Source organism: Rhodococcus sp. 15-649-2-2 (assembly GCF_002258645.1).
Taxonomy (GTDB): domain Bacteria; phylum Actinomycetota; class Actinomycetes; order Mycobacteriales; family Mycobacteriaceae; genus Rhodococcoides.
In genome coordinates this window covers 1-20006 of sequence record NZ_NPFM01000016.1, presented here as the reverse complement: position 1 = coordinate 20006, position 20006 = coordinate 1, and the positions used below count along the sequence as shown (strand labels likewise).

Genomic DNA, 20006 nt, shown 5'->3' with positions numbered 1-20006 from the left:
CTCAGCTCGGATCCGGCTCGAAGAGCTGCTCGATGGTGCAGTCGAAAGCCGCGGCGAGGCGAAAGGCGACGGGCAGGCTCGGGTCGAATCGCTCCTTCTCGATGGAGATGATCGTCAGGCGGGTGACGTCGATCCGTTCGGCCAGTTCGCTTTGAGACCAACCCTTCTCGGTGCGACGCCGTCGAACGTCGTTCCTCATTCGGACAGGGCTCGGTAGCGCGCGAACGCATACCGGCCGGTGAACGATGCGAACGCAGCCAGCAACAGACCCGTCAGCAGCAGAGTTGCCGGGGGATCGACGCGGGTAATGGCCACCACCGCCAGAGTCAGGCCGAGGACGGTCACAAGATCGGTGGCGGTGCCGCTGGACGCCGCCGTGGTCCAATGGCTTTCGATGCTGTCACCCGAAGTGTAAGTCTGGTCGGCAGTGACCGGTGCAATGATCAGTATCCAGCCCAGCATCGCCCCGAACGGTAGCGCGGTGAATCCGAACACCACCGCCGCGACTCCTGGGGCGACGGGCGAGACCAGCCAGGCCAGTAATGCCGTCGCCGAGGCAGTGGCGAGGCCGACAGCGGCGACCGATATCCATTTGAGTGTCACCTGAATGCTCCGATCGTAGGTATAGTTCGCTATACGTATAGGAAACCATACATCGGGCCTCACACTCAGGTAAGCGAGACGGTGAGAAAACTGTCACCGACGTGCAGCATCGGTGTAGTCGGTCGAAACGTGCCAGGTGATGAGGTAGTGGTACCGAAGGAAAGGACCACTGTCATGCCGGATCTCTTCAGCCCGTTCACGCTCAAAGGCGTGACGCTTCGAAACCGAATCGCCATGTCGCCGATGACGATGTATCGCTCCGTCGACGGGAAGATGAACGACTTTCACCTGATGTATCTCGGTGCGCGCGCGGCAGGCGGATTCGGGATGGTGTTTCCGGAACAAGTTGCGATCACGCCGGACGGTCGCACGACTCCTGGCTGCGCCGGGATCTACGACGACGACCAGATCGAGGGTCACGCACGCGTGACGGCGATGATCAAGGACATGGGATCGGTCCCGGCCATTCAGCTGGGTCACACCGGACGCAAGGGCAGCGAGGTCCCACCGTGGCAGGGCGGACATCAGCTCCCGGCAGACCATCCCGACGGCTGGGAGTGTGTTGCACCGTCGGCGATTCCCTACGGCGGCGACCACTCGTTCCCCGTCCACGAACTCACCGTGCCCGAGATCAAGGCGATCCACCAGAGCTACGCCGACGCAGCTGTCCGTGCTGCGGAAGCCGGCTACGAATGGCTGGAGATGCACTACGCCCATGGCTATCTCGGGGCAAGCTTCTTCTCCCCACTGGCGAACCAGCGCACCGACCAGTACGGCGGAAGCCTGGAGAACCGGGCACGGTTCCACCTGGAGGCGCTCGACGCGGTGCGTGAGGTGTGGCCGGAGAAGTACCCCCTCACCATGCGGTTGGGCTCGGACGACCACCACCCCGACGGGGTTCAGTTCGACGAATCCATGATCGCCATCGGATGGATGAAGGAACACGGCCTGGACATGGCCGATGTGAGCCTGGGCTTCAATACCGACGACATGGTGGACCCGCCTTTCGGTGACATGGGGTTCATGGTCGAGCGGGCTGCGCGTGTCAAGCGCGAGCTGGATATCCCCGTGACCTGCAGCTGGAATCTGGGGGTGCCCGAAAACGCGGATGCCGTGATCCGTGACGGCAAGATCGACGTCGTGTTGCTCGGTCGTCCGGCGCTGGCCAACCCGCACTGGCCGGTGTGGGCAGCGCGCGAGCTGGGCCACGGTGACCCGTTCTCACTGGTGCCCGAGGACTGGAGCTGGTGGCTGAAGAACTTCCGGGGACACGACCCCAGCATCGGACTGCCGCCGGCGAAGGTCGTGGAGGTCGAGCAGGAGCGCAAGATCGCGTAGCAGTCAGGGGAGGCCGGACGGCGATCACAGACCATCTGTGGACGGTAGGGTTCCAAGGGCTCGCATCATGAGGAGCCCAGTGGTGTTCTCGTATCGACGCGGAGGTTTGTGATGGCCGGCGGACTCGTAGCTCTGCTCGACGACGTGGCAGCGCTGGCGCGCCTGGCTGCCGCGTCCATCGACGATGTCGGTGCGGCGACCGGGAAGGCGACGGCCAAAGCGGCCGGTGTCGTGATCGACGATGCGGCGGTGACGCCGCAGTACGTTCGCGGTCTCGCGGCCGAACGTGAACTCCCCATCATCAAGCGCATCGCTGTCGGCTCGCTTCGCAACAAGCTGCTGATCATTCTGCCGATCGCCCTGTTGTTGAGTCAGTTCTTGCCTTGGCTGTTGACGCCGATTCTGATGCTCGGCGGTTGTTACCTCAGCTACGAGGCGGCGCACAAGATCTGGGGCGCTCTGTTCGGTCACGGTGACGATCACGCCGCCGCCGAGGACGAGCCGCGCGACGAGGACAGTGTTGTCTCCGGTGCGGTGCGGACCGACTTGATCCTGTCCGCCGAGATCATGGTCATCGCGCTGGACACCATTGCCGGTGAGGGCTTCTGGAGCCGATTGATCATCCTGGCGGTCGTCGCCGTGGTCATCACGATCGTCGTCTACGGCGTCGTTGCGTTGATCGTCAAGATGGACGACATCGGTCTGAAACTGGCCGACGGTTCCACCGGGTTCGTCGAGAAGTTCGGCCGGGGTCTGGTCAAGGGCATGCCCAAGGTCATGTCGGTGCTGTCGGTCGTCGGCACCGCCGCAATGTTGTGGGTCGGCGGACACATCTTGCTCGTGGGCATCGACGAGCTCGGCTTCCACCCCATCTACGAGCTCGTGCACCACGGCGAAGAAGCGGTGCGCGGCGTCGCCGGCATCGGCGGAGTGTTGGCGTGGATCGTCAATACTCTCGCGTCGGCGATCATCGGTGCGATCGTCGGTTGCATCATCGTGGTTGCACAGCTGGGAATCTCGAAGGCGCTCGTCAAGCGGGCTGCCGCGAAGTAGTGGCGGTACCGGCTACGTTCGCCGTAGTTCATCCATCGTCGGAACCGGCGTCGGAGATCCTGTATCGCTACTACGCCGACGTGGTCGGACGCTTCCACGGCCGGGAGGCGTCGGACATCGAAGTGCGTGGAGCAATGGTCGACGAGCCGAGCGACGACCTCACCGAAGATTCGGGCGTGTTCGTTGTCGCGTATTTGGGGTCGGAGGTGGTCGGCTGTGGGGGTGTACGTTTCGTGTCCGACAGCGTCGCAGAACTGACACGGGTCTTCGTGTATTCGCGCACCCGTGGAAACGGTGTGGGCGCGTCGATCGTCGAGTTCATCGAAGGGTGCGTCCGCGAATCACGCCGTACGACAATACGATTGGATACCCGAGCAGACCTGATCGAGGCGCGGGGCCTGTACTCCAAGCTCGGCTATCGGGAGGTACCGGCGTTCAACGCAGACCCCTACGCCGAGGTGTGGCTCGAAAAGCAGCTCTTCTGAACGGCTTTCGTCACCGTCGAGCCAACTCGAGGACCCGTCGCTCGGACATGGAGACATCGGCGAGCGATGCCGTCAACTCGTCCCACGCCCTCTGAACGCGGAGTTCGTCTCGGCGAAGGCGCTTTTGCGCAGCAGCGAGTCTGCGGCGCTCGGCCAGAAGCAGATGTCGATCGCGATCCTGCCTGGCCATGAAGAGGTACGTGTGCGGATCGAACGGATACATGCCAACTCCTATGGTGTAGTGGGGAATCCGTGCATCAGAACCATGACGTGCTCACGCTCTCCCGAGGTCGCGTTCTCGCCGTGTCGACGCCATTTGTCGATGACGGCACGCATCTCCGTGCCCATCTGTTTCGTCTCTTCGGCGGTGAGCCGCAGTACGTCGTCGGAGCTGAACGCCGCCGACACCCATTCCGGACCCCAGGACTCGGACGTCCGATCGAAGTCACGAAGGCGAGACCACTGGTGCGCTAACCAGGAGTCCTTGGACGCCTTGGCAACCGACAGGGACTCGGGCGAATCGGAGAAGTCGTTCTCGGACCAGCTGAAGCCCTCCTCGTTGGCCTCCGACCACCAACGCTGGCGCTTGTCCGAGCCGTTCTCGACCTCCTTCACGAACCCGTGCTCGGCGAGTTTTCGCAGGTGATAGCTGACCGAGGCGGGTGACTCGTCCACCAGATCGCCGAGCTGGGTTGCCGTCATCGACTTGTTGGCGCGCAACGCGTAGAGCAGGCGCAGCCGAATGGGATGCGTCAGTGCTTTCAGCTCGGACATGTCCGTCAGCTTCCGCGGCGTCCGGGGCGGTGGTGGTGGGCTCATGCACCAACCATAGCCCGAAAGAAATATTTCGCAATAGTTCTTTCGGATCTGGACACTCGTAACTCACGCGATCGAGTCGAGGAACTCCAGCATCGCGCTATCGAACTCGTTCGGCCGGTCCATGTTCGCGGCGTGACCGCAGTTCTCCAAGACCACCGATCGACCGAGCGGATTCAGCTCCACCGACTCGGAAGCGTGTGCAGCAGGCCAGAACTGACTGTCGCGCGCGGCGACCATCAGGAACGGTCTGTCGGTACCGGCAATGGTTGCGCGCCAATCCTGGGCTGCGTGATCGGCGAGCAGCGCCTTCATCGGTGGGGTGTCGGGCGACGCCATCTTCGGCATCGTCCGTAGTGCGACAACGAGCCTCAGCAGTGACGGAATGGACTTCCATTGGGGCCGGCCATGGCCGGTGTCGGGTATTCCGTTGTCGAAGAATGTCTTTCGATTCTCTTCGGTAAGTCCGTAGAAGCCGTTCGGCCAGTCTGCGCTGTTGACCATCTTCGGTGTCTGATCCACCGACACGACAGCCCGTACGTGGTCGGTGCCGAATTGCGAGATGTAGGACCAGACGGTGCTCGCTCCCATCGACCCGCCGATCAATACGGCCTCGTCGACGCCCAACGCTGCCAGGAAGTGTGCGACATCGCGCCCGTGCCGCTCCATGGATGCGCCGTGGGCCGGTGCTTCCGATGCCCCATGGCCGCGTCGGTCGAGAGCCAGCACGCGATACCCGGCCGCCACCAACGCCTTCTGCTGCAACGCCCATGTGGTCGCGGGCGCACAGAAGCCGGCGATGAGCACCACGACCGGGCCGGTGCCCTCGTCGATATAGCTCAGGGTGACGGAGTCGTCGGTGACCACTGTCGGCATGGTGAATCTCCCGTGTCAGAAGAACTCGGTCAGGCGAACTCGGCGTGCATTTCCCAGATCAGGATCTCGCTCGCAGTCGATGCTGTCACGCGGTGTCCGCCGGTACCGGTCAGTCGAACCGCGTCACCTTGGGCGAGGTCGCCTACGTCCTCGAACGCCGCGGAACCGTCGGCCATGAAGACGTGACCGAACGGCGCGTCGGGAACGGTGACGGACTCCCCGGGTTCGAGTCGAGCGACATGCAGCGTTGCGTAGCGGTTACCGATCCGAACGCCGCCGCGGCCCGGCATCCCGGACGCCACCGGCACCAGCTCGCCGGATGCCAACTCGTCGCGCACATCAAGCTCCTCGTACGAGGGCACCCGTCCGTCGGTGTCGGGTGGAATCCACATCTGTACGACGCGCAACTTCTCTCGGCTGGTCAGGCTCGACGCGTTGCGTTCGGTGTGCCGAATGCCGGTGCCGGCACTCATGCGTTGAAGCAAGCCTGGGTAGACGATCCCCGAATTACCCTCGGAGTCGGTGTGTTTCAGCGTCCCTTCCAGAACCCACGTGACGATCTCCATGTTCTCGTGCTGATGGGAGTCGAAGCCTTCACCCGGAAACACCGTGTCCTCGTTGTGCACCATGAGCAGCCCATGCGCGTTGGCCGCGAGGTCGTAGTTGCCGGTGGCGGGGAAAGACTGCTTGGAGTCGAGCCACTCGTTCCACCAGTGATGGCGTTGTTCACCGGGTATGTGAGTCACGGTCACGACGCGTGGTTCCGCATCGCTGTGAAAGTTCGGGTCAGCGCCGCGAGATCGTTCGGGTCCACCAGGTCGAACATGTTCTCTCGCACTGTCTCGACGTGGCCCGGGCTGGCGGCGGTGAGGGTGTTCATGCCTGCTTCGGTGAGCTCGGCGGACATTCCTCGCTTGTCGTCGTCGCATTTGACGCGAATGACCCAGCCGTTGTCGACGAGTCGGCTGATGGCCCTGGTGACGCCGCTGCGAGTCGTGGTGACAGCGTCTGCCAGTTCGCTCATACGTCGGCGACGGTCGGGTGCTTCCGACAGAACGACCAGCAGCTCGAAGTCGGTGAACGAGATTCCCGAGTCGCGTGTGAGTTGATTGTCGAGGTCGCGAAGCAGCAGCCGCGTCGCGTCGAGGTACGCGCGCCAGGCCCGCTGTTCGTCGGTATCGAGCCACCGTGGTGAATCCATGTCTCCATGCTAGTTGACAACGCAACTAACGGGTGTACTGTTCTCAGTAGTTGACGAAGCAACTACTTGACCGGAGGGTGGAGCGATGACCAACGAACTGACTGCCGAAGAGACACGCCGAGCGCAGGAACACGAAGAGCAGCGAGAACGTATTCGTGGGCAGTACCTGAAGCCGGCCGGTGAGCGGCCCGCGTCGTCTGCCCGCGGACTCCATCACACCGCGTTGGTCAGCAGCGACGTCGAAGCAACGGTGCGGTTCTACCAGGACCTGCTCGAATTCCCGCTCACCGAGCTCATCGAAAACCGCGACTACCCGGGCTCCTCGCATTTCTTCTTCGACATCGGCAACAGCAACCTGTTGGCCTTCTTCGACTTCCCGGGCCTCGACGTCGGTCCGTACGCGGAGGTTCTGGGTGGACTGCACCACGTGGCCATCAGCGTCGAGCCCACCCGCTGGGAGCACCTACGCACCAAGCTGACCGACGCCGGAATCGAGTTGATCGAGCACAGTGACGTCTCGCTGTACTTCCGCGACCCCGACGGTGCGCGGCTGGAACTCATCGCCGATCCGCTCGGTGAGATGTACGGCTCGCACGTTCTCTGAGATCACACCTACTTTCGAGATTCGAGGCAATGACATGACCTCTGCAGCAACCACACTCGACATCCGCCGCGCCGATGACCGATTCAAGACGAAGATCGGCTGGCTGGACTCCAAGCACTCTTTCTCTTTCGGCAATCACTTCGATCGTGGCAACACTCACCACGGCGTCCTGATGGTCAACAACGACGACATCGTCACCCCGGGAATGGGATTCGACACCCACCCGCACCGCGACATGGAGATCATCACCTGGGTTCTGCAAGGGTCCCTGGTGCACCAGGATTCGATGGGCCACTCCGGCGTCATCTACCCCGGTCTCGCGCAGCGCATGAGTGCGGGTACCGGAATTCTGCACTCGGAGAAGAACGATTCGTGGCGACTCGGTGATACCGCCGGCTCGTATGCGGGCAAGCACGGCGATCCTGTTCGGTTCGTCCAGATGTGGGTCGTGCCGGACGAGCAGGGTATCACCCCGGGTTACGAACAGCTCGAGATCGACGGCGAATTGCTCAGCGGCGGTTTGGTTCCCGTCGCGTCCGGCATGCCCGACCATTCCGATCATGCGGCCATTCGCATCAAGAACAAGTACGCGGCCATGCACGTGGCGCGCTTGCAGGCCGGGCAGGCTCCCGTCGAGATACCCGACGCGCCGTTCGTGCACATCTTCGTGGCGGAGGGTGAGGCGATGCTCGAGGGCGTCGGACTACTGGCCGAGGGCGATGCCGTGCGCGTCAGCGGAGGAGGCGGCCAGAAACTGAGCACCGCCAGCGGTGCCGAAGTGATCGTCTGGGAGATGCACGCCGCAATCGCCGGCTAGTCGGTCTCTCGGTGCGGACGGAACGAGTGCTCCTCGTGGTCGAGTTCGTGCTCGAGGCTACGCATGCTGTTGTCCGGTAGCCGGCCGGCATCTCGCCAGCACAGCAACTCCTCCCGCTCGACCGCCAGGATGCGTCGGCGGGTACTCATCGCGGCGATCTGCTCCGGCGAGATGACCGAGTCGCCCACTTCGGACTCGTCGAGATGGTCGAGTCGGCGGTGGTACCGGTCGATCCGATGTTCCAACTCGTGGCGCAGTATCTCCCGCCCTTCGTCGTCGAGTTCTTCCTCGTCGGCGATGCGATCCAGCTGTGACAGTGCAGCTTTGGCCGATCCCTCACGTGCTTCGTTTCGCAGACGTGCCTCTGCTGCGGGGTCGGCGACGACGTTCAGCTTTCGTACCAGCGGAGCGAACGTCAAGCCCTGTCCGACGACCGTCACCAGCACGACCAGAAATGCGCAGAACAGCAACAGGTCTCGGCTCTCGAACGGCTCACCGGAGTCGATCGTCAGGGGCAAAGTGAACACGGCCGCGACGGTGATGACTCCACGAGTGCCGGCCCAGCTCATCACCACCGCCTCGCGTGCGGACAGACCCGTGGTCAGCAACCACAGCGGCCGCAGCAGCAGGACTCCGGCGAGCGTGACCGTGACTGCGAGGGCGATGGTGGTCCCCGAGTATGCCGACAGGCCGCCGACCACGGTGGGCAACTGCTCGCCGATCAACAGAAACACGAAGCCCTCGAGCAGCAGATCTATCAGCCGCCACACCGCGCTGGTCTGCAGGCGGCTGGCTCCGGAGATGGCGTGGCGAGTGTGATGCCCGATCACCAGTGCCGCGACCACGACGGCCAGAACTCCCGACGCATGAACCTCTTCGGCCGCCAGGTACGCAACGAACGGCGTCGCCAGCGACACGATGTTGAGCAGCAAAGAATCGTGAACGTATCGCTGTACCAGTCGAATCAGCAGGGCGACGACCAATCCGACGACGATGCCGCCGACGGCCGCCAACACGAACAATCCGCCGGCGTGAGCGAACGTCATGTCCTGGCTCGAGATCGCGGCGATGGCCACGGTCAGCATCGTCAGCGCGGTCGCGTCGTTCAGCAAACCCTCCCCTTCGATGAGGGTCACCAGCTTCGGTGGAATGCCGGCGCGTCGACCGACCGCAAGGGCGGCCACCGGGTCCGGCGGTGCCACGGCGGCACCGAGCGCCATACCAGCGGCAAGCGTGATACCCGGAACGAGCAACCACAGACCGACGCCCACGAGGGCAGCGGTCGCCACCACGAGGGTGACCGACAAACTCAAGATGGTCCACACGTTGCGGCGGATGGCGATCAGTGACGAGTTCAGGGCAGCGCTGTAGAGCAGCGGCGGGATCACCAGGGTCAGAACGACCTCGGGGTCGAGGACGATGTCGGGCAACGCCGATGCCGAGACGGCCAGGCCGGCCAGGGTCAACAACGCCGCCGCGGGAAGCGTCGTCGTCTTCGAGATCACCTGTGCAGCGACGATCAGACCCGTGGCAGCCAGGACCAGGCCGAGAGTTTCTATCACGGTAGGTCGAGAGGGAAATAGTTCACCCGGCTGTATTCCACCAGGTCAGAGGTTCAAACTATCTCTTCAGCCCGAACATCTTCGCGATCGTCTTCTCCATGAATGTCGCCGGCAGCAACCGTCGCGCCAGAAACACGACCGGTGCGTTGCTTCCTCTGGCGTACAAGGGTTTCGGCTTGTCGGCCTCGATGGCCTTCAGTACCACCTCGGCGACGTCCTCGGCGGAGATGCCGGTTCCCTCCTTGCGATCCAGGGACGAGATCGCTGTGTGGAAGTCGTCTCGGTGGACAGAATCCGCGGCGATGTACTTGGTACGGCGTTCGCTGATTCCGGTGTTGATCGATCCCGGCTCGACGGTGGTCATCCACACGCCGAAGGGAGAGAGTTCCAGACGCGCCGCGTCGGAGAAGCCTTTGATCGCTGCTTTCGTCGACGCGTAGGACGAGCGATAGGCGAGGGGGAAGCTGGCCAGCATCGAGCCGACCATCACGATGCGGCCGTAACCGCGCTCGCGCATACCGGGAATGACGTTCTGCGACAGCGTCACTGCGCCGAAGACGTTCAATTGGAAGAGTCGTTCGATGGCGTCGGTCGGCAGCTCCTCGAACGGTCCCGACTGGCTCTCGCCCGCGTTGTTGACCAGAACGTCGACGGCGCCCAGCTCCGCGACGAACGTGCCGATCGACGCGCTGTCGGTCAGGTCGAGGGCTCGATATTCGACGCCCGCCGCCCGTTGCGCGTCGGTCATCGAATCCGGGTTTCGGGAGGTGCCGATCACTCGATATCCCCGAGTGACGAGCAACTGTGCGACTGCGCGTCCGATGCCCGAGGACGCTCCGGTGACCACTGCCGTGCGATTCATGCTCACAGGCTACGGGGTGGTCCATTCGAACCGGGTGACGATCGTAGTCGTACCGGTTAGTCTGTTACCTGTGCAAACGAATCCTCCCGCCCTGCTGCTCGAGCACATGTGCATGGCCTTCGGCCCCAAGGTTGCGGTCGACGACCTGTCGCTGATGGTTCCGCCCGGTTCGATGTTCGGGTTGGTCGGACCCAACGGTGCAGGCAAGACGACATCGCTGTCCATGGCAGTGGGGCTGCTGAGGCCGCAGTACGGGCGGAGTCTGGTATTCGGACGAGACGTCTGGGCCGATCCGATCGCGGCGAAAGAACTGCTCGGCGTGCTGCCCGACGGACTGACCTTGCCCTCCCAGTTCACCGGCCACGAGCTCCTGACCTACATCGGTCGACTGCGCGCGATGCCGGAAGACGTCATTGCGCAGCGTCGAGACGAGCTGCTGGACGCATTGGACCTGACCGACGCCGGAGGAACCGTCATCGCCGACTACTCCGCGGGAATGACCAAGAAGATCGGGCTGGCCTCCGCGTTGCTGCACGGGCCCCGATTGCTGGTGTTGGACGAGCCTTTCGAAGCTGTGGACCCCATCTCCTCCACCACGATTCGAACCATCCTCGTCCAGTTCGTCCGCTCCGGCGGGTCGGTGATTCTGTCGAGCCACGTCATGGCCCTCGTCGAGCAGCTGTGCACACACGTCGGCGTCATCACGGGAGGCCGAGTGGTGGCGGCCGGAACCGTCGACGAGGTCCGCGGCGGCGGGACCCTGGACGATGCCTTCGTTCGCCTCGTCGGCACCCGCGATCAGAACCCGGACGGACTGTCCTGGATGCGCTCGTGATGTCGGTCGGCCGCACTGTCCTGCAGATGCGAATCACGCTCTACCGCAGGCAGTTCAAGGGCGGACAAGCGGTGGTCAAGACCGTGTTCGGATTGCTGGGGCTGGCCCTCGCGGTTCTCGCATGCGTGATGGCGGCTCGAACCGACGCGTCGCAGGTACTGGTGGGCGGCACCGCAAGCCTCGGACTGACCCTGACGGGCTTGAGTTGGGTGCTCTTCCCGGTGCTGTCGGGCATCTCCGACGACAACATCCAGCCCCGCCACTTCCAACTGTTGTCCGTCGATCCCGCGCGACTGGCCCGTGCGCTGCTGACCACGTCGGTGGTCGGCATGGTGGTTCCGCTGACGATTATCGTGGCCGCGTCCATTCCGATCTACGCTGTGTCCCGCTCGGTCGCAGCACTGCCGTTGGCTCTGGTGGCCTGGCCCGCAACGGTGGTGTTCTTCGTGACGCTGTCGAGGGTAGTGACGTTGGCGATGTCGCAGCTGCTCAAGAGTCGACGCAGCCGTGAGTTCGCACTGTTGGCGTTCGGAGCCGTCTTCGGAGGCCTGTACTTCCTGCAGTTCCCCATCACCCACAATCTCGATCGAGTGCTGTCGGGTGAGGTGACATGGCCGCTCACGCTGGCACATTCGATTCCGTTCAGCTGGGGAATTACCAGCGTCGACGCGGTGCTCGAGGGCAATTGGCTGCTGGCGATCGGCGCACTTGCGGGATTGCTGCTGCTGGACGTCTCACTGGTATGGGCATGGCAGCGACTGGTTCTGCGCCACTTCGAGGGACGGGTCTCGACGTCGTCGGGATCGACCCGTAAGCAGACGATCGCCGACGGCCGCGACGGAGCAACAGGGTGGCGGGTGACGAGGGTCGGCGCGGTGGTGACCCGAGAGCTGTCCCTCTGGCGCGGTGACATGCGTCGTCGAAGTCAGCTGCTGTCGGTTCTGATCTTCGCGGTGCTGGCTGGTATCGGCCCGTTGGTGACCGATTCGATTCCGTTCACTGCCGCCTGGGGCGCGTGGATCGTGATCTTCATGGCGATGGGTGCGGGATCGAATTCGTACGGTCTCGACGGTAGCTCGATGTGGCACCTGGTCATGATTCCGCAGGCCCTCCCCGACGACGTCCGTGGTCGGCAGATCGCCTGGTTGCTGATCGCGGCCCCCTTCGCGATCGTGCCGGTCGTGGTGGTTCGAGTGTTCGGCGATCTCGGGCTCGACCGACTGGAGATCCCGATCGCATTGACGATCTCGATGCTCGGAGTCAGCGGCGGCCTGACCGCCGTGAACTCAGTACGCGGTGCCTACCCCGTGCCCGAAGCTACGAAAACGTTTTCGATGAACACGCGGGGATCGTTCACCGGCAACGCATTCGGATTCCTCGTACTCGGGATAGTGGTCCTGGCGGTATCGGTCGTGCCTGTACTGCTGCTCGCGCTGCTCCTTCCGGGAGCGTGGGCGTATCTGTCGATTCCGGTGGCCGTAGCGATCGGCTGGCTGGGGATGTGGTGCGGCGCGCGGATGGCAGTCGGCGCGTTGGTTCGTGACTCCGACAGAGTCCTGAACTCGGTGATGTCACGGTAGCGCGCGGATTGCCCGACACGGGTTACCCGCAGCAAAGGTGTGCGACGGTACGTCGCGGGTGACGACACTCCCCGCTCCGATCACCGAGTTCTCGCCGATGGTGACTCCCGGGCACACGATGACGCCGCCGCCGAGCCAGACGTTGTTACCGATGGTGATGGGAAGGGCGCTCTCCCAACGTGTCCGGCGAGATCCGTGATCTTCCATAGGATGCAGAGCTGTCAGTAGTTGGGCGCGCGGGCCGATCGAGACGTCGTTACCGATGGTGATGGGTGCGCAGTCCAGCAAGATTGCATCGTAATTGAGGAAGGTGTTCGAGCCTATGGAAATGTATGTGCCGTAGTCGCATTGGAATCGGGGCATGATCCACGAATCCGCTCCGATGGATCCGAGCAGCTCGCCGAGCAGTTCACGCCGTTCTTCGGTCCGGTCTGCCTCGGTAGCGTTGAATCTGTCGAGCAGCTTCCCACAAGAGATTCGAGACGCCACCAAGTCGGGATCACTGTCTCGGTAGAGTTCGCCGCGCAGCATCCGATCCCGATTTTCACCCATGGAGGACACGCTACAAGCCGGTCGAGATCTCGAACAGTGCGACGATGAACCACGAACTCCCATCGCCGAAATCACGACGACCGACGTAGCGAAACCCCTGCCGTAGGTAGTAGCTGCGCAGGTCGATGTTGGTCTCGGCGCAATCCAGACGTAGCAGCGCTCGCCCTTCCTGCCGGGTCCGCTGCGATGCCCACTCGAGCAGCGACGCGCCCAGTCCCGTGCCGGATTCGCTTCTGTCGATCACCAGTCCGTGCACGTAGCCTGCGGATTCGCCCTGCTCCGGCCAGATGGCAGGGTCGGCCCAGATCAATCTCAGCGCGCCGACAATCGGGCCACCGGGGTGGCGTCGAGCGATGTGGAACTCCCCTGCCTCTATCTGGGCAGCAACAGTCGACAGAGGTACCTCGCGCGGTGTCCACTGATCGATTCGCCGGGCAGCCAACCAGTCCTCGGCGGCGTGCCGGAGGCCGAGTATCGTTGCTGCGTCGGCGGCGGATGCGAGTTCTACGGTGAGCACCGTGCCATCGTACGGAGGTGGCGAGTCCAGTGGTGAACGTGCTTGTGGTCGAGAGTGATTCGGACCGGAAGGCCTTTCCGTCGATCGCTGGAGTCCAGTTCCGGCGCTGCGCGATCGATGAGCTGGCCGATACGGTCTCCTGGGCCGAGGTGCTGCTGTTTCGCACGTTCGAGGCCGCCGATCTGCAGGCCGTGTGGCCGAATGCCGCCAACCTGCAGTGGATTCATGCGTCCAGCGCGGGAGTCGATCGACTGTTGGACCCGGGTCTGCGCGAAGGGCCGTGGCTGCTGACCAACTCGGGAGGCATACTCGACCATGCGATAGCCGAATATGTCGCAGCAGGAATTCTGGCGTCGGTGAAGAAGCTGCCCCAGGCACTTCGCCGTCAGCGTGAGCGAGTCTGGGAGCATCGAGTCAGCTCCGGAGTTCGCGGTAAACGTGCGCTTGTCGTCGGACCGGGCTCGATCGGACGTGAAATCGGCCGGGTACTCGGCGCTCTCGGCATGCGCGTCGATGCGTCGGGGACATCCGAACGCCCGGGGGATGCGGAATTCGCGCGAATTCGTGACGTCGAAGAATTACGTTCGTATGCAGGCGAATACGCCGTCATCGTGCTCGCTACGCCGTTGACCGAAAGAACCCGTGGTCTCGTCGGCACCGAGGTGCTCGCGGCCATGAGTCCCGATGCGGGTCTGGTCAATATTTCCCGCGGTCCGGTCGTCGACGAACAGGCTCTGTGTGCGGCCCTGGCCTCCGGGACGATCGGCTGGGCAGTGCTCGATGTGTTCGAGGTCGAGCCGCTGCCGGCATCGAGCCCGCTGTGGAACATGGACAACGTGATCCTGACCGCCCATCTGGCCGGGGATGCCGACGACTTCGCCGAGCGGTTGTGGCAGCTGTTCGAGGAGAATCTGGAGCGATATCTGCACGCTTCGCCGCTGGTCAACGTCGTGGACAAGCAGACGGGATATGTCCAGCGATAGGTCGAACCGGCAAAGTGTGTGTAACAGTGCGTAGCGTGTACTAGGGTGCACGAGTGCGGGTAATCAATCATTCGGCGATCGCGTCGACCAGTCGGGAGGCGGCATTCGCCTACCTCGACGATTTTCGTAACGTGCCGCAGTGGATGTTCGGCATCACACGGTTCGAGCCGACGAGCGAGATCACATCCGGTCTCGGAGCTACGTACGACGCGACGATGCAGATCGGCCCCAAAGCGCTGAAATCTGTTGTGCACGTGACAGAGTGGGTCCACAACGAGCGACTCACCCTCGAGTCGGTCGAGGGGCTGTCGAACTCGTCCACGTGGTCGTTCGAGGACGCCGGTGACGGCCGAACCCGACTGGTGGTCGTCTTCCGCTACAGCCTGCCCGGCGGTATAGCCGGTAAGGTGCTCGGAGCTGTCGTGGAACCCGTTGTGGGTCAGGCAATCCGGCACACCGAGTCGACTCTCCGGGGCCGCTTGGAAGCGGCCGGTCAGTAAACGTACTTGTCCAGAGCGTCCAGTGCCGGTCTTAGCACTGGCTACCGAGGCGTATGTCGGTACTCTGGCTAACATGTCAGAGGATGTGCGACCAGAACGTGGACTGACCTTCGGCCGAGTTGCGGAGGATTACGACCGCGCCCGACCCGGTTACCCCGCCGAGCTGTACGTGGACATCGTGTCCGGAGGAAGGCTGCGAGTACTCGAGGCCGGAGCCGGTACCGGTAAAGCCACGGTTGCCTTGGCCGAGCTCGGCGCATCCCTGGTTGCGGTGGAACCGGATTCGGGCATGGCAGAGGTCGTTCGGCGTCGTACCGAGAACCTCGACGTCGAGGTGCAGGTGTCGCGATTCGAGGAATGCGTAGTCGAGCCGCGGTCGTTCGATGTGGTCGTCGCCGCGCAGTCTTGGCATTGGGTGAACCACGAGCAGGGAGTAGCGGTGGCGGCCCGCGCGTTGGTACCGGGCGGCGCGCTGCGGCTGTGGTGGAACATGCCGGGCGACCTCGACGGGCCAGCGTGGGATGCCGTGAGAGCTGCCTACGACGCAACCGAACCGGAAGCGGCACCGCTGCTGGCGCGGTCTCTCGGTGCGCAATCGGAGTCGAGCGTGCCTCGAGCCGACGGCTTCGGACCCTGGTCGTCCTCGACGTACAGGTGGGTCCAGCGCTACACGGCGGACGAATTCTGTGCGATGGCCGCGACGTACTCGAGTCATCTGGTACTCGACGACACGCGGCGCGACGAGGTGTTGAACGCGGTGCACACGGCTATCACCGAGCACGGACACCTGGATTATCACTACGTCACCCAGATGATGACAGCGCAGTTGCAGTGATCGTGGTCGAAGACCGTATCGATGCGATGGCACGCAGGCAGTTCGGGTCGACGGCGATGGTCGAATCCGTCCAGCCGCTATCGGGCGGGGCGTACAACTCGACCTACGAGGTGCAACTTCGAGCGCAGCCGCCGGTGATTCTGCGTGTCGCGCCGGAACCGGAGCATCAGTATCGGAGTGAGACCGAGATGATGCGCAATGAGGCCGCGACGACTCCGCACCTCGCACCGATCGCTCACCTGCTGCCGGAGATCCTCGGAGTCGACTGGTCGCGCGAGATCATCGATCGAGATTACATGTGGCAGAGCAAGATCGGCGGTGTACCTGCGACTCGAGCCTTCTTGATTCACGGCCGAGACGCGATGGTCCCTCTGTTCGCAGAGATCGGGATGGTCACTGCTGCAGTCCATTCCATAGCCGGACCGCACTTCGGAACCGTTCGTGGCCAGCATTTCTCCAAGTGGAGTGACGCGGTCATGTATCGGCTGAGTGAGATTGTCTACGACACCGAACGAGCTGGACTCGACACGCGTGCTGCCCAGAACGCATTGGAGTCGGCGCAACAGGCGAGCGACGTTCTCGACCGGGTCACCGAACCCCGCCTGCTACACGGTGACCTGTTCATCCCTAACCTGATTCTCGACGAGGATTCACTGCGGATCGTCGGAGTACTCGACCACGATCGCGCGTTCTGGGGAGATCCGGCCGCTGACTGGGGAATTCACGCGATGACGGGTAGAACCGAGGCCGAGCGTCGAGCATTCCACGACGGCTACGGCTCCCCAGTCGGCGACGAGGCCGTCGCGCACATCTACCGAGCGCTGCACGCCGGGGCGATTGCGCTGGAACGTCACCGGCTGGGGCGTGACAGGAAAAGCTAGGAGATCGTTGTGGTGCACACGACGAACTGTCTTGCCTCGTAAGCGAACCCGCCCTCCGGGCAGTCGTTGGGGTCGGCGGTACCTGTCTTGATTTCGGTGACCTGTTCGACGTCGGTCGCGCTGGGGTCGCTGCAGTCGACACGTGCGGGCTCGTCGATACCGCCGGTGGGAACGCTCATGCATCCGTCGACGACCCAATCCACGTCGAGGCACAGAGCGCCCTGCTCCACGCCGTCGAGAGTCTCGTAGTACGTCTGATTGACATCGGTCGGGCACTGCTCGTTCTGTTCGGCCTTCGCGATGACCTTGTAATTCGATTCCATGCTGCCGCACTCGGCGTTGGCGATGGTGGCGGCGGTCATCGTGCCGCCGAGCTCGACGCATTGACCGATCTCGACATCGATATCGGTGGAACCACCGGCGTCGATGCCCTCCTGGCCGGTGACGTCGTCGGTGGTGCTGGCAGCGGCCGACGTCGAGGACGAGGTGGTGGTGTCTGCGGCAACGGCGTTGCCCGAGTCGGACGACGAGCAGCCTGCGGCGAAGAGCAGCGTGAGTGTTGCACCCGCGGCGAGGAACCCTCTGGACAGTGCGTGCATCGTGGCGTGACCTTCTGGACTCATCCAGGCGAAGGAGTGCTCCTTCGTCGGCAACCCCGCGGGCTACCGAAAAAATATTCTTTACTATTCACGGAGATTTTGAAAGTCACGAACGGAACACGATCGACGAAACCCACTTGGTGTTGTGCACGCCCGGCAGTGCAGGCACGATCACCCGCGCGGGATAGCCGTGATCGAGCGAGAGATCGACGCCGTTGACTCTCAACGCCAGCAACGAGTCGGTATGTGTTACTTGATTTCCCTGCAGCACTGCGCGAGTGAAGGCGCCGTTCTGCTCGAGCGAGGTCACCTCGGCCGAGCGCGGTTGGGATACACCCGCGAGGGCGGCAAGTTCTGCCAACGGGACGCCGGTCCAGGTCTGAGTCGTCGACCATCCTTCGACACAGGCGATGGGAAGTTCGGCAGTGCGCTGCGGCATCGACAGCAGTCTGCCGCGGGACAGCACCACCGGAACGGCGTCGTCGGCTGCGCCTGTGATCGTCAACTGCCAGTCGGCTCCGGTCTGTGCCTCGGTGATTCCCGCTGCCTCCGCGGTCCGATTGATCTGAAAGTCGTTGGGGCCGTCGCCGTAGGAGCGCCCGCGCGGCAGCAGAATCGCGGCCTTGCGGAGAACGCCTCCGACCGTCTGGCCCACCGTGAGCACAGCGACGAAACCCATTCCAGCAGCGACCAATCCGATTGCGCCGCGACGGTTCATCGTTGTCGTGTGGCCCTGGTCGGGGGACTCGTTGCGCGCGCGCAGCACGTCCATCAGCGACTCGGACCGCAGGGTTCGCCACATCAGCGGCACCTTGAGCCCGAGATGGACGAGGAATCCGGCGATGAACACCCAAGCGCCGAAGTAGTGGGCGGCATAGAAGTCGAAGCCGAAGACGTAGTCGTACTGGATGTTGAGTACACCGGTGACGATCTCGAACAGCAGACCGCCGACGAGCGCCAGCAGGGACAGGCGTTCGAGTGCATGCGCAGGCGAACGAACCGGCGGCAGTTCGACGAGCTTGGGCATCACCGACCACAGCTTGGCGATGACGAGAGGCACGATGATCAGGCCCAATCCAACGTGCAGACCCTGCGTCAGCTGGTAGAGCCAGGCAGGGTTCGTAGGCCAATCGAAGAACGGCAACCGCAACCACCCGACGGCACCCGGCTTGGCCTGGCCGAACTGGGGCCCGTACGCGATGTACGACAGTAGACCGGTCACGATGACGATCGGTAGGGCAACGAGCAGCACTGCGCCGAACAGCGACGTCAACCACGTGCCGCGCAGCGGACTGCGAAAGCGCACGAGGGAATTGCGGGCGTCGGCCATGTAGGGCATTCGCTGCCCTGGCAGTCCCGGATGTGTCGTGCCCAGCTTCCCTGCCTGTTTCATTGCCTCGTAGAAGGCCTGTGCATCTGCGGCGGTGGATATTTTCGGACGGCCGGATGCCCATCGGTGAAAGAGCTCGTCGTACCTCTCCCCCATCGCCGACGGCACAGCCGGGTACCGAGCCGCGATCTCGGCTGCCCGCTTGCGCAGGAGAGCTGTTCGAGCGGTGTCGATGGTGGCCGAATCGAACCCCGGGGGCAGCGGCTCTCCCGCCACGAGCGCACGGATGAGCTCCTTCTGACGGCGAGCCAGGTCCTCGCTCACACCGTCGGACCCAGCACCCGGTCCGGCGTGATTCGTTCCAGGCCCGCTGAATCGGCGATCGCGTCGAGTTCGTCCAGCAGCTCCACTTCGGGTGGGTAGTGTCCGTCGCGCTCGAGCATGAGTGGTGTGCGGTGCCCGGCTGCAGTGAACGTTCTGAGCAGCTCGAGTACCTCTTCGGGAACTGCCGCGGTGTGCGAGTCGTGGTAGACGCCATCACGTACCGTGCCACCGGCGATGTGGCAGTACGCAATTCGGTCCAGAGGCAGCCGGGCCAGTTCGGTCCACGGGTCACGGCGTCGGTTTCGCGCGTTCGCGTAGACGTTGGCGATGTCCAACACCAAGTCGACGCCGGTACGCTCTACCAGCTCGCTGAGGAACTCGCCCTCGGTCAGCTCGTCATCGGGCCAATCGAACAGTGCTGCAATGTTTTCCACTGCCAATGGCACCGAAAGTCCGTCCTGCGTTCGAGCTATGTTTCGAGTCAGCACAGTCAAGGCCTCGCGGGTCCGCGGCATCGGAAGCAAATGCCCGGCCTCGATGCCATCGGCACGAACGAACGCGATGTGTTCGCTGACGATAGGCGACCCGAGCAGCGAGGCGACCCGCTCCAAGTGCGCTATTCGGTTGTGCTCCAACGGCTCCGCACCGCCCAGAGACAAACCGATTCCATGAGTGACGACGGGGACGCCCAACGAGGTGAGGCGCTCCGGTGCTTGATCCCCGATCGATTCGGCGATCACCTCACAGAACGCGAGCCCCGGCAACTGCGAGACGATCCCCGAAATCTCGGAGCGCCAGCCGATTCCGAGACCGACAGGCAGTGAGTAGGTGGTCACCCGCCGCACCCACCCCC

The 20006-nt window shown here is 63.5% G+C and carries 25 protein-coding genes; 11 read left to right on the top strand and 14 right to left on the bottom strand.

Annotated features, from left to right (window positions below; genetic code table 11):
• Position 1: 1 nt before the first annotated feature.
• Together CH305_RS07815 and CH305_RS07810 are read right to left on the bottom strand one after the other, a co-directional pair.
• Complete coding sequence (locus CH305_RS07815) at positions 2-199, bottom strand: helix-turn-helix transcriptional regulator (protein ID WP_032402782.1); 198 nt, start codon at positions 197-199, stop codon at positions 2-4.
• Positions 196-603 carry a hypothetical protein gene (locus CH305_RS07810; RefSeq protein ID WP_094703330.1) on the bottom strand — a complete coding sequence of 136 codons (408 nt, stop codon included), beginning with the start codon at positions 601-603 and terminating at the stop codon, positions 196-198. The genes CH305_RS07815 and CH305_RS07810 overlap by 4 nt, the downstream gene beginning before the upstream one ends.
• A gap of 174 nt (positions 604-777) precedes the next feature.
• On the opposite strand from CH305_RS07810, the gene CH305_RS07805 reads away from it, so the two are divergent.
• The 3 genes from CH305_RS07805 (at position 778) to CH305_RS07795 (ending at position 3479) form a co-directional block, all read left to right on the top strand.
• Positions 778-1941, top strand: a complete 1164-nt coding sequence (locus CH305_RS07805; RefSeq protein ID WP_052058523.1) for an NADH:flavin oxidoreductase/NADH oxidase — start codon at positions 778-780, stop codon at positions 1939-1941.
• A gap of 111 nt (positions 1942-2052) precedes the next feature.
• Positions 2053-2994, top strand: a complete 942-nt coding sequence (locus CH305_RS07800) for a DUF808 domain-containing protein (RefSeq protein ID WP_032402783.1) — start codon at positions 2053-2055, stop codon at positions 2992-2994.
• The gene (locus tag CH305_RS07795) at positions 2994-3479 is read left to right on the top strand and encodes a GNAT family N-acetyltransferase (RefSeq protein WP_094703329.1); all 486 of its coding nucleotides are present in this window, start codon (positions 2994-2996) and stop codon (positions 3477-3479) included. Before CH305_RS07800 ends, CH305_RS07795 begins: the two co-directional genes overlap by 1 nt.
• Positions 3480-3489: 10 nt before the next feature.
• Here the strand turns inward: CH305_RS07795 and CH305_RS07790 are convergent, their stop codons facing one another.
• From CH305_RS07790 to CH305_RS07770, 5 genes are all read right to left on the bottom strand, one after another.
• Complete coding sequence (locus CH305_RS07790; protein WP_032402785.1) at positions 3490-3702, bottom strand: hypothetical protein; 213 nt, start codon at positions 3700-3702, stop codon at positions 3490-3492.
• Between the two features lie 8 nt (positions 3703-3710).
• Entirely contained in the window at positions 3711-4298 is a 588-nt protein-coding gene (locus CH305_RS07785) for a helix-turn-helix domain-containing protein (RefSeq protein WP_037151985.1), read from the bottom strand.
• Positions 4299-4361: 63 nt separating this feature from the next.
• Entirely contained in the window at positions 4362-5171 is an 810-nt protein-coding gene (locus CH305_RS07780; RefSeq protein ID WP_037151983.1) for an alpha/beta fold hydrolase, read from the bottom strand.
• Positions 5172-5200: 29 nt separating this feature from the next.
• The gene (locus CH305_RS07775) at positions 5201-5923 is read right to left on the bottom strand and encodes a pirin family protein (protein ID WP_094703328.1); all 723 of its coding nucleotides are present in this window, start codon (positions 5921-5923) and stop codon (positions 5201-5203) included.
• Complete coding sequence (locus CH305_RS07770) at positions 5920-6372, bottom strand: MarR family winged helix-turn-helix transcriptional regulator (protein ID WP_094608868.1); 453 nt, start codon at positions 6370-6372, stop codon at positions 5920-5922. The genes CH305_RS07775 and CH305_RS07770 overlap by 4 nt, the downstream gene beginning before the upstream one ends.
• Positions 6373-6457: 85 nt before the next feature.
• Here CH305_RS07770 and CH305_RS07765 point away from each other — a divergent pair, with 85 nt between their 5' ends.
• Positions 6458-6976, top strand: coding sequence for a VOC family protein (locus CH305_RS07765; protein ID WP_094608867.1), 519 nt, complete (start codon positions 6458-6460; stop codon positions 6974-6976).
• A 34-nt stretch (positions 6977-7010) separates the two neighbouring features.
• Positions 7011-7793, top strand: a complete 783-nt coding sequence (locus CH305_RS07760) for a pirin-like bicupin family protein (RefSeq protein ID WP_094703327.1) — start codon at positions 7011-7013, stop codon at positions 7791-7793.
• Here the strand turns inward: CH305_RS07760 and CH305_RS07755 are convergent.
• A complete protein-coding gene (locus CH305_RS07755) occupies positions 7790-9355 on the bottom strand; it encodes a Na+/H+ antiporter (RefSeq protein ID WP_094703326.1) in 1566 nt (521 codons plus the stop codon). The two genes, CH305_RS07760 and CH305_RS07755, sit on opposite strands and share 4 nt — an antisense overlap.
• A gap of 58 nt (positions 9356-9413) precedes the next feature.
• Positions 9414-10217, bottom strand: coding sequence for an SDR family oxidoreductase (locus CH305_RS07750; RefSeq protein WP_094608865.1), 804 nt, complete (start codon positions 10215-10217; stop codon positions 9414-9416).
• 106 nt (positions 10218-10323) lie between these two features.
• On the opposite strand from CH305_RS07750, the gene CH305_RS07745 reads away from it, so the two are divergent.
• Together CH305_RS07745 and CH305_RS07740 are read left to right on the top strand one after the other, a co-directional pair.
• The gene (locus tag CH305_RS07745; RefSeq protein ID WP_032402825.1) at positions 10324-11052 is read left to right on the top strand and encodes an ABC transporter ATP-binding protein; all 729 of its coding nucleotides are present in this window, start codon (positions 10324-10326) and stop codon (positions 11050-11052) included.
• Positions 11053-11078: 26 nt separating this feature from the next.
• Positions 11079-12632 carry an ABC transporter permease gene (locus tag CH305_RS07740; protein ID WP_256983604.1) on the top strand — a complete coding sequence of 518 codons (1554 nt, stop codon included), beginning with the start codon at positions 11079-11081 and terminating at the stop codon, positions 12630-12632.
• Here the strand turns inward: CH305_RS07740 and CH305_RS07735 are convergent.
• Both CH305_RS07735 and CH305_RS07730 read right to left on the bottom strand, forming a co-directional pair.
• Complete coding sequence (locus CH305_RS07735) at positions 12624-13184, bottom strand: sugar O-acetyltransferase (protein WP_094703469.1); 561 nt, start codon at positions 13182-13184, stop codon at positions 12624-12626. The genes CH305_RS07740 and CH305_RS07735 overlap by 9 nt on opposite strands.
• 10 nt (positions 13185-13194) lie before the next feature.
• On the bottom strand, positions 13195-13701 hold the full coding sequence (locus CH305_RS07730; RefSeq protein ID WP_094703324.1) for a GNAT family N-acetyltransferase: 507 nt from the start codon (positions 13699-13701) through the stop codon (positions 13195-13197).
• Between the two features lie 17 nt (positions 13702-13718).
• Between CH305_RS07730 and CH305_RS07725 the strand changes: the two genes are divergently transcribed.
• From CH305_RS07725 to CH305_RS29005, 4 genes are all read left to right on the top strand, one after another.
• A complete protein-coding gene (locus CH305_RS07725; protein ID WP_094703323.1) occupies positions 13719-14684 on the top strand; it encodes a D-2-hydroxyacid dehydrogenase in 966 nt (321 codons plus the stop codon).
• A gap of 53 nt (positions 14685-14737) precedes the next feature.
• Positions 14738-15184, top strand: a complete 447-nt coding sequence (locus tag CH305_RS07720; protein ID WP_032378659.1) for an SRPBCC family protein — start codon at positions 14738-14740, stop codon at positions 15182-15184.
• Between the two features lie 73 nt (positions 15185-15257).
• Positions 15258-16019, top strand: coding sequence for a bifunctional 2-polyprenyl-6-hydroxyphenol methylase/3-demethylubiquinol 3-O-methyltransferase UbiG (locus CH305_RS07715; RefSeq protein WP_094703322.1), 762 nt, complete (start codon positions 15258-15260; stop codon positions 16017-16019).
• A 26-nt stretch (positions 16020-16045) separates the two neighbouring features.
• A complete protein-coding gene (locus CH305_RS29005) occupies positions 16046-16900 on the top strand; it encodes a phosphotransferase family protein (RefSeq protein ID WP_179278226.1) in 855 nt (284 codons plus the stop codon).
• Here the strand turns inward: CH305_RS29005 and CH305_RS07705 are convergent.
• The 3 genes from CH305_RS07705 to CH305_RS07695 all read right to left on the bottom strand — a co-directional run bounded on the left by CH305_RS07705 (position 16897) and on the right by CH305_RS07695 (position 19998).
• Positions 16897-17523 (bottom strand): hypothetical protein, encoded by a 627-nt coding sequence (locus CH305_RS07705; protein WP_255182604.1) that lies wholly within the window; start codon positions 17521-17523, stop codon positions 16897-16899. The two genes, CH305_RS29005 and CH305_RS07705, sit on opposite strands and share 4 nt — an antisense overlap.
• A gap of 82 nt (positions 17524-17605) precedes the next feature.
• A complete protein-coding gene (locus CH305_RS07700) occupies positions 17606-18838 on the bottom strand; it encodes a molybdopterin-dependent oxidoreductase (protein WP_094703468.1) in 1233 nt (410 codons plus the stop codon).
• A gap of 311 nt (positions 18839-19149) precedes the next feature.
• On the bottom strand, positions 19150-19998 hold the full coding sequence (locus tag CH305_RS07695) for a DUF692 domain-containing protein (protein WP_255182628.1): 849 nt from the start codon (positions 19996-19998) through the stop codon (positions 19150-19152).
• Positions 19999-20006 lie beyond the last annotated feature (8 nt).